The 12,650-nt window shown below is 61.9% G+C and carries 14 protein-coding genes; 5 read left to right on the forward strand and 9 right to left on the reverse strand.

Annotation, left to right across the window (positions count from 1 at the left end):
- Positions 1 to 12: 12 nt before the first annotated feature.
- Together AC1D1Z_RS01865 and AC1D1Z_RS01870 are read left to right on the forward strand one after the other, a co-directional pair.
- Positions 13 to 1,461 carry a methyl-accepting chemotaxis protein gene (locus AC1D1Z_RS01865; RefSeq protein WP_131605300.1) on the forward strand — a complete coding sequence of 483 codons (1,449 nt, stop codon included), beginning with the start codon at positions 13 to 15 and terminating at the stop codon, positions 1,459 to 1,461.
- A gap of 61 nt (positions 1,462 to 1,522) precedes the next feature.
- The gene (locus tag AC1D1Z_RS01870; protein WP_018446238.1) at positions 1,523 to 1,867 is read left to right on the forward strand and encodes a DUF1491 family protein; all 345 of its coding nucleotides are present in this window, start codon (positions 1,523 to 1,525) and stop codon (positions 1,865 to 1,867) included.
- A 67-nt stretch (positions 1,868 to 1,934) separates the two neighbouring features.
- On the opposite strand, the gene AC1D1Z_RS01875 is transcribed toward AC1D1Z_RS01870, so the two are convergent.
- Together AC1D1Z_RS01875 and AC1D1Z_RS01880 are read right to left on the reverse strand one after the other, a co-directional pair.
- Positions 1,935 to 2,984 carry a DUF2336 domain-containing protein gene (locus tag AC1D1Z_RS01875; RefSeq protein WP_477849314.1) on the reverse strand — a complete coding sequence of 350 codons (1,050 nt, stop codon included), beginning with the start codon at positions 2,982 to 2,984 and terminating at the stop codon, positions 1,935 to 1,937.
- A gap of 247 nt (positions 2,985 to 3,231) precedes the next feature.
- Entirely contained in the window at positions 3,232 to 3,438 is a 207-nt protein-coding gene (locus AC1D1Z_RS01880) for a hypothetical protein (protein WP_446983249.1), read from the reverse strand.
- A 541-nt stretch (positions 3,439 to 3,979) separates the two neighbouring features.
- On the opposite strand from AC1D1Z_RS01880, the gene AC1D1Z_RS01885 reads away from it, so the two are divergent.
- Positions 3,980 to 4,147 carry a hypothetical protein gene (locus tag AC1D1Z_RS01885; protein ID WP_003546657.1) on the forward strand — a complete coding sequence of 56 codons (168 nt, stop codon included), beginning with the start codon at positions 3,980 to 3,982 and terminating at the stop codon, positions 4,145 to 4,147.
- A gap of 13 nt (positions 4,148 to 4,160) precedes the next feature.
- On the opposite strand, the gene AC1D1Z_RS01890 is transcribed toward AC1D1Z_RS01885, so the two are convergent.
- From AC1D1Z_RS01890 to AC1D1Z_RS01900, 3 genes are all read right to left on the reverse strand, one after another.
- Positions 4,161 to 4,709 carry a DUF1254 domain-containing protein gene (locus AC1D1Z_RS01890; protein ID WP_018241270.1) on the reverse strand — a complete coding sequence of 183 codons (549 nt, stop codon included), beginning with the start codon at positions 4,707 to 4,709 and terminating at the stop codon, positions 4,161 to 4,163.
- Complete coding sequence (locus AC1D1Z_RS01895) at positions 4,702 to 5,289, reverse strand: DUF1214 domain-containing protein (protein WP_018241271.1); 588 nt, start codon at positions 5,287 to 5,289, stop codon at positions 4,702 to 4,704. The genes AC1D1Z_RS01890 and AC1D1Z_RS01895 overlap by 8 nt, the downstream gene beginning before the upstream one ends.
- A gap of 206 nt (positions 5,290 to 5,495) precedes the next feature.
- Positions 5,496 to 7,682 (reverse strand): transglycosylase domain-containing protein, encoded by a 2,187-nt coding sequence (locus AC1D1Z_RS01900; protein WP_446983250.1) that lies wholly within the window; start codon positions 7,680 to 7,682, stop codon positions 5,496 to 5,498.
- A gap of 203 nt (positions 7,683 to 7,885) precedes the next feature.
- Here AC1D1Z_RS01900 and AC1D1Z_RS01905 point away from each other — a divergent pair, with 203 nt between their 5' ends.
- On the forward strand, positions 7,886 to 8,362 hold the full coding sequence (locus tag AC1D1Z_RS01905) for a YcgN family cysteine cluster protein (protein ID WP_018241273.1): 477 nt from the start codon (positions 7,886 to 7,888) through the stop codon (positions 8,360 to 8,362).
- A 119-nt stretch (positions 8,363 to 8,481) separates the two neighbouring features.
- On the opposite strand, the gene AC1D1Z_RS01910 is transcribed toward AC1D1Z_RS01905, so the two are convergent.
- Complete coding sequence (locus tag AC1D1Z_RS01910; protein ID WP_247266020.1) at positions 8,482 to 9,042, reverse strand: TetR family transcriptional regulator; 561 nt, start codon at positions 9,040 to 9,042, stop codon at positions 8,482 to 8,484.
- 179 nt (positions 9,043 to 9,221) lie between these two features.
- On the opposite strand from AC1D1Z_RS01910, the gene AC1D1Z_RS01915 reads away from it, so the two are divergent.
- Positions 9,222 to 10,136 (forward strand): SDR family oxidoreductase, encoded by a 915-nt coding sequence (locus AC1D1Z_RS01915; protein WP_446983251.1) that lies wholly within the window; start codon positions 9,222 to 9,224, stop codon positions 10,134 to 10,136.
- A gap of 76 nt (positions 10,137 to 10,212) precedes the next feature.
- On the opposite strand, the gene AC1D1Z_RS01920 is transcribed toward AC1D1Z_RS01915, so the two are convergent.
- From AC1D1Z_RS01920 to AC1D1Z_RS01930, 3 genes are all read right to left on the reverse strand, one after another.
- Positions 10,213 to 11,265, reverse strand: a complete 1,053-nt coding sequence (locus AC1D1Z_RS01920) for a fatty acid desaturase (RefSeq protein ID WP_446983481.1) — start codon at positions 11,263 to 11,265, stop codon at positions 10,213 to 10,215.
- Positions 11,266 to 11,559: 294 nt separating this feature from the next.
- A complete protein-coding gene (locus AC1D1Z_RS01925; RefSeq protein WP_003557866.1) occupies positions 11,560 to 11,703 on the reverse strand; it encodes a hypothetical protein in 144 nt (47 codons plus the stop codon).
- Between the two features lie 476 nt (positions 11,704 to 12,179).
- Positions 12,180 to 12,515: a hypothetical protein gene (locus AC1D1Z_RS01930; RefSeq protein ID WP_026230637.1), complete on the reverse strand. Its 336-nt coding sequence runs from the start codon at positions 12,513 to 12,515 to the stop codon at positions 12,180 to 12,182.
- Positions 12,516 to 12,650: the final 135 nt, after the last annotated feature.

Consider the following 12,650-nt stretch of genomic DNA (forward strand, 5'->3'; position numbering starts at 1 on the left):
GGAGCGTCGGTCATGCATGCGCTGAAGGCGATAGACGATCTGGCCGGAGAACCGGCGGTCGAAGCGGGGGGGCCAGACCCCGAGGCGCTCCGCTACATTTTGCTGCGCCTTGCCGAAGAAGCCTCCACCCTTGGCATTGATCTCGTCGATATCGCCGGCGCTATCCAGGATATGGCGGGAATGTCGGCCCGGCATGCCTCCGCCTTCGATCATGTCACCCGCACAGCGCTGTCGATTGCCGAGACCAACCGCTCGGTCGCCGTGTCGCTGCGCGAGACCGACCGCACGGCGGCCGAGGCCCGCCACATGCTGAAAGAATCGGCCGACCGCCTAACCGGCTCCGTCGCCGAGATCGGCCACATGGTCCAGTCCTCCAACGAGATCGGCACTGAGATCGCCGGCTTCTCCAAGTCGCTTGCCGATGTCGACAATATCGCCGAGGAGATCAGCACCATCGCCCGCCAGACCAACCTGCTGGCGCTGAATGCCGCGATCGAGGCTGCGCGCGCCGGCGATGCGGGCAAGGGTTTCGCGGTCGTCGCCGCCGAGGTCCGCGCGCTTTCGCTGCAGACCTCGAAGGCGACCGGCTCCATCCAGCAGACGCTGGACGAACTGCGCGTGAAGATCGACCGGCTGTCGGCCGTCGGCAGCGATGCGCGCGACAGTGCGGCCGGCGTGCGTGACAAGTCGGAGGCGATGCGCGGTGCCTTCGAAAGCATGGAACATGTCATCACCCGCATCCTCGACAGTTCGACTGTCATGGCCAACACCACCGAGGCGGTCGACCAGCAATGCGCCGGCTTCGTTGAGAAACTCGGCGAGATGTCGGCCGAGGTCGCCGGCTCGAATGTCAGGCTGCAGCAGGCGGCTAAACGCGTCGACAGTGTCGTCGGCCTGTCGGAAACCCTGATCCAGCTGACGGCGAGCGCCGGCGTCAAGACCGCCGACAGCCGTTGGATCGAGGAAGCGCAATCGGTGGCAAGACAGATTTCCGGCGCCTTCGAACGCGCCGTCGCTGAAGGCCAGATCGGGCTCGATGCTCTCTTCGATCGACGCTATCGGCCGATAGCCGGCTCCGATCCGGCACAGGTGATGGCAGCCTTTACCGAGCTCACCGACCGCCTGCTGCCGCCGATCCAGGAACCCGTCACAGCCTTGGACGAGCGCATCGCCTTTTGCGCGGCGATCGACGAGAACGGCTATCTGCCGACTCACAACCGAAAATTCTCGCAGGCCCAGCGGCCCGGCGACACCGTCTGGAACACCGCCAATTGCCGCAATCGCCGCATCTTCGCCGATCGCGTCGGTCTTGCCGCCGGCCGCAGCACCGCACCCTTCCTCGTCCAGACCTACAGGCGCGACATGGGCGGCGGCAATTTCGTGATGATGAAGGATATCTCCGCTCCGATCACCGTGCGCGGACGGCACTGGGGCGGATTGCGGCTGGCAATCAAGGTCTGACCCCGGGATCAAACTCTGACCCCGCATTGCCGCCGCCCACAGGCCGGTCTATACCGCACCAATGAGACTACGCGCCGACATCTTCGTTTCAGCCCTCCTGCGCCGCGTCTTTGCCAGCGGCGATTTCGCCGCCGTCGAGAAGAGGGGCGCGGAGGAGGCGGGTGCGATCTTTATCCGCCAGCATTTCCGCAGCGGCCTGGAAACGCTCTATGCGCCGGCGCCGCAGACCGCCTTCGACGAAGGTCAGGCCGGTGACCGCCTGTTCGAGATCCGCCTGTCGCGCAGCGAACCGGAAGCGGTGCGTGCGATGCTGGAGCGCGAACGCAAATTCGACCCCGATCTCTGGATCGTCGAGTTGGAGGCGGAGGAATTGGGCGACATGATCCCGCTTGCCAGGGGCGGCTGACAGCAGGGCGCGTCAGCTCCTCGCCATTTCGAACAGCCCACCATGCGTTGAGGTCAGTCATTCCGGATCAGCGATACCGCCGCCCCATGACGCGCATGTCGCGCTGCGGCGCCGCCTGGCGGATGAAACGATGGTCGGGTACTGCCGCTGGAGCCGGCGTATCGGGCGCTTCCGGCCTATAGGTGTAGCGATCCGCACGCCGCCAGGCTTCGACGCGTTCGTGGCATTCTTCCGGATCGAGCGCATCGAGCACCATCCAGCCGCGCGTGACGTTGTGCTGCTGGTCGGCAAGGTGCGGATAGAGCCTTTCGAGCACGAAGACGGCGTCAAGAAAACTCATGCCGAGGCTGGTCAGCGTCGTGGCGAGCTGCTGGCCGGAAAGATCGAGCATGATGCGCTCGGCAAGCCAGCGGCTGGCGGAAAGCGCGTCGGCAAGTGCGGTTGCGAAATGCGTCGCCTCGCGCGAGCGGGCGAAGCGCACCAGCAGCGCCTCCTGAATGTCCGTGAGCGTGCGCAGACCGAGCCTGTCTTCGTCGGCACGGCCGAGATGACCGGCAAGCCCGAGGATGCGCTCGCGCAATGCCTCTTCATTGGCAACCCGCTGTTCCTCCAGCGCATCTGCCTCGTTGGTCTCGGCAGGCGCTGGTGAAAGCGGGACCGCCGGCGATTCCGTGATCGGCACCGATGCGCCCGCGGAGCGCGGCTGGCTCTGGCGCAGCGCCACCAAAGCATCGATGACCTTCGGCGAGAGTGAATCGCGGCTGACGATCGCCTTGACATGCGCTGCACCCTGCATGCGCGCGATGGTGATCAGCGTATCGTCGGCGACGGCCTTTGAGGCGGCAAGAAAAGGCGCCGCGATCTCGATCGGCTGGTTGCCGATGAACAGCGCCACGGCTGCCGGCATGTTCTCGCATTGGGACAGCGCCRCGACCGCCTGGCGCTTGGCCTCGTCGGAGGAGGCCTGAAACAGCGGCATGAAGAGTTCGGCAAATTGGCGCAGTTCGGACCGTGTCGGATGAGACAGGTTCTCGAAACTGCTGACAGTCGCCATTAACACCACGTCCTTTTTCCTGACGGCCAAGGGGCCTTCTAGGTCTCGAAACCGGTCACGCACAAAAACACCCCGAAAACGCAGAACAAGGGGACCAAGGGCCGATATACGCTGGCGGAACGCATGTCAGGCCATACGGTTATGAACAAATCCTACACCGGTACGGTTAATGCATGCTGAAGATTTTATTAAAAAGCAACAGAAATATACACGCTGAGCGAGTGTCAGCATGGCTGGCCGGCACTATAAAAGTGATCGGTTTGGAAGCGCCGTTGCGCGATGCTCATCGCCGCTGTGATGGTGGAAAAGCTCAGGCGATCCTATGATCGCGCAGCGCGTGCAGCAGCTTTTCGCGGCTGTCGTAACCGGCCTGATAAAGGTCGAGGGCTGCGGATGCCGCGAACTGCGCCTCGACGCTTTTGATGTCGACGCGCCGTTCCGAGCACCAGGCATCGAGGGCACTGCGCAGCACGTCGAGATCGTCAGGCGAGAAGGATGAATTCACCAGCAAAGACACCGCTTACCCTCCGCATTCCGGCAAGAGCGGGGAACATCTCCGATCGATCGGTGCCCGGAAACATGTGATCGACATGCGCGAACATACGCCCATCTGAGCGCCTCGCAATTAAATATTTTCATGACGCATTTTTGCAACACTGTCCCTTTCCCGGCGGGGAGATTGCCGCGCCAATGCCAACTATATGAATTATCTCTAATTTTATGCGTCGACGCCAGGCCGGGCCTTTGCGCGGGCGGCGTGAAACCAAATCAACTCTTCGGGCGTTAAAGGAGAAGTGAGGTGAACTGTGTTTGGCATCCGCCGAATATTAGTAAACTGTTAACTGTCATGTGGCTCAATTCGGATAGGAACGACGCGATTTGAGTAGTTGGATCGTTGAAACTCCGCATCACGGTATTTCAATCAAGTGCCGTGGGAAAGGCGCGAATGCCCTCGGTCCGGTCATCCCGGCACTGCAGGACGCGCCGGCTCGCACATTGGCGGGCAGGGTGAAATCCATCGCAAGTTCATCCGTCTCGGGCAGTGCATGGAGACGAGAATGGCAATAGTAGTCGCATTGGCGGATCGGCGGCCGCGGGCGCCGCGTCGCCCGGACAAAGAGCCCCGCGAAGCCAAGATCCTTTGGTTCACCGGCGTCCGCTACGAGCGGTTGGCCGAGAGCCCGAAACATCGTCCGGCGCCCGCGCCGCGCGTCAACAAGAAGTAACCGCTCTTCAACCTCAGCGAGCGGCGAATTGCTCGCAGCCGGCTTCCGTCAGGAAGTTGCGCGCGGCCTCATCGAAGCTCGCCTGCGGCGCCAGCGTCCGCAGCACGGCATAACCGTCCGGCCGTGCCATTTCCACCAGGATCGCCTGCTGCAGCTCCTGCGGCAGGTTTTTGCGCAGGTCGGTCAGCTGGATCGGACTGCCGGCCACCACATCGAGCGCACCACCGACCGACGTCCTGTCGTTCATGCTGAAGACCTCGTTGGAGGCGCTGTCGTAAATCGCGATCGACCAGAAGGGCACATTGCCCTTGGCGGTGAAATGCACCGGCGCATCCTCGACATCGAAGGAGCAGACGGCGGTGCGCACGAAGGGGTCGCCATTGGCAAGGCCGGCTTCGTCATACTGGTTGCCGAGCAGGTAGAAATTGTTGAGGTCGCCCTCTGCCTCCACGCGGGTTGCCGCATCCTTGCCGGTGAAATGCGGCAGCGACAGGATGATGACGAGATGCAGCAGGGCTGCGCCGAAAAGACCGGTCAGGACGGCGAAGAATATCCTAAGCATTGCCGCATCCGGTCTTGGTGAGTTTCGGCATGGCGAGGTCGATCACGCCGGAACTACCGGCGGTCGGAGTGTCGAACAGTGTCAGCACCAGCCGGAAAGTGCCGGCCTGTGGCAGGGCCAGCCAGTTGCCCGGCTGCGCCACGGCGGATATCTCGATCGAGAAACTGCTGTCTTGCTGGCGCAGCACCGTCCAGGAATTGAGCGCTGAGGGATGCCCGGTCGTCACCGCCGCCGGATTGCCGCCATTGTCGGCGGTAAACAGGGTCCAGAGCCGGGCAGGCGGCGTTTGCCCGCTGATGCGATAGCGGCAGCCGGCATTCAGCCGCGCGCCGTCGTCGTCGACGCTCGCCGTGAAGGTCAGGCCCTCGGCGCTGCCATAGAGCAGCTTGCCGGCGCGCGCCCGGTGCGATTTGGCATAAGGATCAGCCTCGACGGTCTGCAACGCCGGAAAGGCCTCCCAGGCGCCGAGCTTGATCGCCCCGAAACCCTGCGTCGCATCCAGCGCATAAAGCGAAATCATGATCCCGCCGCCAAAGGCGACGATCAGCGTGATCGCGATAAAGAGGGGGAATCGAAACACGTCAAGACCTTGGAAACCATATCGGATGAAAGGGTTACCACTGATTCTGGCAGGGTGGAATGCCACGCCACGACATAGAGGCCGATTGATCCACGGTCATGCCTACTGCGGCAAAGCCGTCATGGCGCAGGCGGCGACAGCAATCCACGCCGATGCATCGATGCCGGCGGACGCTGATGGGAGATCTGGACGTGAGGCGTGGCCGGCTACTCCGCGCTCGCCACCTTCGCCGGCGCGAGCGGGGCGGCATCCTTCAGCTTCTCGCCGAGCTTCTTGAGGATGTCCGTCGATTGAACCGAAAGCATGCGCGGCCGGATAAGCTGYGGCAATCCGTCCTGCTGCTTGGCGGCGGCAGTCTTGGCGAGATCCTTGTCCGAGGGTAGGGGGTTTTCGATGCCGGGGATGGCCCGCAGCGTGACACCTTGGTGGGCGTAGTCCATGGCGCGCTTGAAGGTCATCGCCGGCAGCGAGCCGCCGGTCATCTCGTTGGTCGAGGTATAGTCGTCATTGCCGAACCAGACGGCACAGGTGTAATTGCCGGTGAAGCCGACGAACCAGGCGTCGCGATAGGCCTGGGTCGTGCCGGTCTTGCCGGCTGTCACGATGCCGTTGTCGAGGGCTGCCTTGCGCGCCGTGCCGACATAGGGAACGCGCGACAGCATCTGGTTCATATAGGCATCGGCCTTTTCGGAGAGCACGCGTTTCGGCGCCGGCTCGTCGCGGTCGAAATCGTAGAGCACGTCGCCGTCGTAATCGAGGATCTGGGTGATGCCGTGGCGGCGCGACTGGTAGCCGCCGGCCGGGAAGGTGGCGTAGGCCGTCGCCTGGTCGAGCACCGTCACCTCGGAGGTGCCGATCGGGATGGTAACGTCGTCGCGGATCGGCGTTTCGACGCCGAGGTTTTTCGCCATTGCCCGGATCGGCTGAATACCGAGCTTTTCCTTGGCGAGCCGCACCGGCACGGTGTTGATCGACTGGGCGATGGCGGTCTCGAGTGTGATGCGGCCGGCATAGCGATTCGCATAATTATGCGGGCTCCAATTGCCCCAGGAGATCGGCGCGTCGACGATCGTCGTCTGCGGCGTCATCCCGCTCTCCATCGCCACCGAATAGGTGTAGACCTTGAAGGAGGAACCCGGCTGGCGCAGCGCCCTGGTGGCGCGGTTGAACTGGCTCTCGCCGTAATCCCGGCCGCCGACCATGGCGCGAACGGCGCCGCCGTTCTCGATCATCACCATCGCGCCCTGCTTGGCGTGATAGGCCTCGCCATATTCGCGCAATGACGTCTCGACCGAATCCTCGGCCGCCTGCTGGATGCCCATGTCGATCGTCGTGCGCACGATCAGCGAATGCTGGTGGAAACGCGGTGACAGCCGCTGCACCTCGTCGAAAGCCCAATCGAGGAAGAAATCGGGCGATTCCACCTCGTTGCGGTCGACGACGGTGGCTGGATTGCGCCTGGCGGCGATCACCTGGCCCTCGGTCATCAGCCCGCTCTGCACCAAATTGGTCAGCACTTCGTTGGCGCGGGCACGCGCCGCCGGCAGGTTGACATGCGGCGCGTATTTGGCCGGCGCCTTGAACAGGCCGGCAAGCATGGCGGATTCGGCAAGGTTCACATCGGTGATGTTCTTGCCGAAATAGAACTGTGCCGCCGCCGCTGCGCCGAAGGTGCCGCCGCCCATATAGGCGCGGTCGAGATAGGTGGAGAGGATTTCTTTCTTGGAAAGGTTCGCCTCGAGCCATAGTGCCAGGAACGCCTCGGTGACCTTGCGGTCGATCGAGCGTTCGTTGGACAGGAACAGGTTCTTGGCGAGCTGCTGGGTCAGCGTCGAGCCGCCCTGCACGACTTCGCCGGCGCGTGCATTCTCGCTCATGGCGCGGAAGAGGCCGATGAAATCGATGCCGAAATGGTCGAAGAAGCGCCGGTCCTCGGTGGCGATCACCGATTTGATCAGCGAATCCGGCAGCTCGTCGATCGGCACGGAATTCTGGTGGATGACGCCGCGATGGCCGATGACGTTGCCATAGCGGTCGGTGAAGGTGACGGCGAAATCGCCGCGGTTGCGCCAGTCCTCCTTGGTCGCCTCGAAGGCGGGCTGGGCAAGCAGCAGCATCAGCACCGAGCCGGCCGCCCCGAGCGTCAGCCCTTCGCCGGCAAGTTCGAAGACCATGCGCTTCCAGCCGCGCACGCGGAAGCGGCGGAAGAAGATGGTAATGTCTTCCCAGATCTCGGCGGCGCGGAAGCCGGCGTTCCAGACGGTCGAATCGATCCAGGAATCGATGCGCAGCAGAATGTGACGGCTCTTCCTCGGCCGCTTGTCCGCAGCCTCGTTCGCCGCTTTTCCGGGCCTGTTTTCTGGCCCGTTTTCTGGGTTGTCCGGATCCTGCACGTCCTGTATTCCCGCCTGATCGCGCTTCGGTCATATCCGACGAAAGCGCGAGGCCCGCATATGGCCGCAAAGCTCTCCGATACCAGGAGAGAATTCTCCGAGTACCAGGAGTATACTGAGAATTGATTGATTTTGCGGCTGATAACAAGAGAGATGCATGAGGGTCACGCGAATTTGCGGGCCGCTGTTGCAAGAAACGAACGATGAACGATCTGCCCTTCTGGAAGAGCAAGACGCTAGCCGAAATGACCGTCGCCGAGTGGGAAAGCCTCTGCGACGGCTGCGGCCTCTGTTGTCTCAACAAGATCGAGGAATGGGATAGCGGCGATATCTATTTCACCTCGGTCAGCTGCAAGCTGCTCGACGGCCAAAGCTGTCGCTGCTCCAGCTATGAGAACCGCTGGGATTTCGTGCCGGACTGCGTGCAACTGACGAAGGAGAACGTGCCTGACATTGCCTGGCTGCCGCCCACCTGCGGCTACCGGCTGGTCAATGAAGGCCGCGATCTTTACTGGTGGCACCCGCTCGTCTCCGGCGACCCGGAGACCGTCCATGCCGCCGGCATTTCCGCGCGGGGCCGCGCGATCAGCGAAAATGAGATCGATATCGACGATCTCGAGGATTATGTCGTCGACTGGCCGCTGACGGTGGGTGAGGAGAAGGACGAAGAGGAAGCCTAGAACAAGATGATTTTAGGCCGGGTCGGCCTAAAATCTGAATCCTGTTCTAACTTAAAGAGTTAGAGCATGATGTCGTCTGAAAACCGCTTACACTTTTCGGCATCATGCTCCAGGCGGGCTCAGGACCTTATTGCCGCGAGGAAGCGCCGCAGTTCCGTCTCGACATAGGCAGCCACCGGCCCGTCTGCGCCAAAACCCCACCAGAGCAGCGATCCCTGCCATTGCGACAGCATCAGCCGGGCGATTGTCTCCGGCGCCTTTGCCGATCCGAAACATCGGGCGATTGCCGCCGTCAGTGCCGCTCCCCAGGCCGCACCCCGGGCACGCAGCACCGGATCGCGGAAATCCTCGCGAAGCACCAGCAGTCCCTCGCCATAGGCGGCGGCATTGTCGCCGTAATCCTGCGACAGGCCGACGAGCAGCGCGACGGCGCCTTCCGGCGTTTTCGGCACGGTCTCGGCAAGCCGCGCTGTTTCCGCATCCAGCCGGCCCCAGGCGTAAAGCAACGCGGCGCGCAGCATCGCCGCTTTCGTCGCGAAACGCTGCACCAGCGTCGAGCCGGAAAGTCCGCTCGCTTTCGCCACCGCCGCAAAGGTCGCCGCCTCCGGCCCCTCGGCGTGGATCAGCGCCAGCACCATGGCGAGAAGCTGTTCATCGGAAAGTGTGCGGCGACGCGGCATGAAATTCCTCTTGCATTCGCCTCGAATGTAAACGATCATTCGTTTATATACAAGCGACGTCAGCTGGAGCAATTCCAGGAAAAGTGTGAAGCGGTTTTCCTTCCGGAATTGCGTGAAAACAAAGAGCTAAACCCGGGTGCTTACGGCGTGAAGGCCGTTTTAGCGTGGAGGATGGAGAAGTGAGAGCGAACCTGCGGGAGAAAGTAGCCTTGGTGGCGGGTGCAACGCGCGGCGCCGGTCGAGGCATCGCGGTGGAACTCGGCGCCGCCGGCGCAACCGTTTACGTAACGGGGCGCACGACGCGCGCGCAGCAATCCGAATATATGCGACCGGAGACGATCGAGGAGACGGCCGAGCTGGTGACATCAGCCGGCGGCAGGGGCATTGCCGTTCAGGTGGACCATCTCGTCAAGGAACAGGTCGAGGCGCTGGTTGCCCGCATCCGCGGCGAAGCCGGCCGGCTCGATATTCTCGTCAACGACATCTGGGGCTGCGAGAAACTGTTCGAATGGGACAAGGCCGTCTGGGAGCATTCGCTGGACAAGGGCCTGCGCATGCTGCGGCTCGGCATCGAGACGCATCTGATTACCGCCCATTACGCCCTGCCGCTGATGATCGAGCGGCCCGGCGGGCTGCTGGTCGAGATGACCGACGGCACGGCCGAATACAATGCCACCCATTACCGGCTGTCGCCCTTTTACGACGTCGTCAAAACCGGTGTCACCCGTATGGCCTGGGCGCATGCGCAAGATTTGGCGAAATACGGCGCCACCGCAATTTCGATCACGCCCGGTTGGCTGCGCTCCGAAATGATGCTGGATGCTTATGGCGTCAGCGAGGAGAACTGGCGCGAGGCGACGAAGGTGCAGCCGCATTTCGCCATTTCCGAAACGCCGCATTTCGTCGGCCGTGCCGTTGCCGCTATCGCTGCCGATCCCGACCGCGCCCGCTGGAACGGACAATCGCTATCGAGCGGTGCAATCGCCAAGACCTATGGCTTCGACGATATCGACGGTTCTCGGCCGGATTGCTGGCGCTACATGGTGGAAGTGCAGGAGCCCGGCAGGCCGGCGGATGTGACGGGCTATCGCTAGAACAGCATGATTTTAGGCCGGATCGGCCTAAAATCTGAATTAGAGCATGATGTCGTCTGAACCGCTCTCAAGTCCGTTACCGGGCGGCGGCGAGGCGCGCTGCGTCGCGAAACGAGACCAGTCGCTTCGTCTGTTCGTCCCACAGTACCAGCTTGACGCAACGCAGGCTTTCCATGAGCGTGATGCGGCCCATATCGGCAAGCTCAGGATGGTCTCGCAGCACCTCCGGCAGCCGGTAGTAAGGCACCCGGCTCGACAGATGGTGCACGTGGTGGATGCCGATATTGCCGGTGATCCAGCGCAGCACTGGCGGCAGGTCGTAATGCGAGGCACCGTGGAGGGCCGCATGCTGGAACTGCCAGTCCGGCTTCTTCGACCAATGTGTTTCCTCGAATTGGTGCTGCACGTAGAATAACCAGACGCCGGCAGCACCGGCCAGAAGCACGGTCGGCAGATGCACCAGCAAAAAGGGGACGATTCCGACGGCCCAGATCAGCAGCGCGGCGACCAGCGCGATGGCAAGATTGGTCGCCATGGTGGAGACCCAGGGCAGGGCGCCGGAGCGCATCATGCCGAAAGGCAGGCGCTGCTTGAAGAGGAACAGCCAGGCCGGTCCGATCCCGAACATCACGATTGGATGCCGGTAGAGCCGGTAACCAAGCCGGCCCCAACGCGACAGCGCGTTGTATTCGGCGATTGTCAGGGTTTCGATGTCGCCAACGCCGCGTTCGTCCAGGTTTCCGGCCGAGGCGTGGTGTTCCGCATGCGCCCGGCGCCAATAGTCGTAGGGCGTCAGCGTCAGGATGCCGATCGCGCGTCCAACCCAGTCGTCGACGCGGCGACGGGCGAAAAACGAGCCGTGGCCGCAATCATGCTGGATCATGAACAACCGGAGCAGGAAGGCGGCGGCGGGAAGGACGAGGATCAGGCCGGGCCAGAAGCTGTAATGAACCGCTGCCCAAGCGGCAGCCCAGAACAGCGCGAAAGGGATGACGGTGACGACAAGCTCGAAAGCGCTGCGTCCGGCTCGTGGCTGGCGATATCCGGCAAGGATCTTTAGCCAGCGTTTTTCAGCGAAAAGCTCGGCATTCCCTCGGGATCGCTCCGGATTTTCGTCAGACTCGCCCAAAGGGGCCACCTGGATTTCCTCGCACTCGCTGCGGCGCGCAGATTCGATCACAGAGTGACGCCGTGAAAGGCCGCGATGGCCGAAAGGCCGAGTGCAATCACTACGGCCGAGCGAATGAGGAAGAGCGGATAGTCGAAGTGGTACATTGTATGAAGAGTGGTCATGGTTGCAGCAATTCCTTTTTCGAGAAGATGTCAATGGGTGATGATGTCACGCCAGCGTGTCCGACAGGACGCGCTATCACTTGCGCCTTTAGGCGCAGCGAGGGCGAGAGTGGCGGCTCGATAAGAGGTTCTATTTCTTTGGAGCACTGCCCTGCGGGGCGGTTTTGGTCGCCGTCTTCATCTGGTTGGCGAATGTGCTTTCCACCTTCGCTTCCTGCTTGTCCTTCTTCGGCTTCCGGACCTCGCGATTGCTTCTTACCTGTCCTTTTGCCATGGATAAAATCTCCCTTTAGATCGAAATTGAAAGCCGCAGCCTGCGTGGTATTCGCCCCGTTTGTCGGTCGCGATCGAGATCGCGGGATCGTCATGAGGGGCAACCCGACAACACCGGGCCGCAGGGATGGAATGAAAATGATGCCTGCTGAAACCGCATCGCTGTCTGGAGGCGGATGACCGGAGAGGTCACCGAAAGCCAAACCCGACGTTGAGACGGGACGTCACCATGCTTTCGCGATCGGGAAAATGGCGGGCCGGAAATCCGGTCACCGCAAATGCCGCATCGGCCAAATCAGCGAGCCCTCCTTATAGAGTAAAATTGAGGTGCCATTAAGGCCGTCGCCGCAGGAAAGCCATATTTCCACAGGGCATAACGCCTGTCGCACAAAAACTATGCAGCGGTTTTGCGATCACGAAATGCGTGAAAACAAAGAGCTGAAGCGCGAGGAGCGAATCTGAAAGATTGCGACCGCCTTAGTCATTCACCGGAAACAGGCGGATCAGCTTCGTTCTTTCCATCTCCGCCAGGCCTGATGTCGACATGATGCCGCGGGCCAAACAGAGTTCTATGTCCCGTCCGATATCGAGCGGCACCAGCATACCGCCGGCCTTGAGCAGGCGGTCTGTCATCGACAGAAGCAGATCCACTTTCGCCTGGCAGCCATCGATTTCCAGGAGCGCCACCCGGCGCTCCCTGTCGATGTCTGCGAGATCCCTAGCCTGTTGCCGTTGTTGGTAAGCCCCGAATTGCACCCATCCGAAATAACCGGTCGCTACGACGCAGATACAGAGCAAGAGGATTTTCCGCACAATAATCCTTCGGAGCCGGGCGGCTCGCTTGCCTCTACAGCGCCGTGCGTCTTTTTAGACGCGCAAAGGACGCTGTAGCACTTTGAATTGCTGCATAATTTTGCCCTTAAATCGATTCCGATTTAAGGAGTTATG

The sequence above is a fragment of the Rhizobium sp. P1_E1 genome (genome assembly GCF_056406015.1).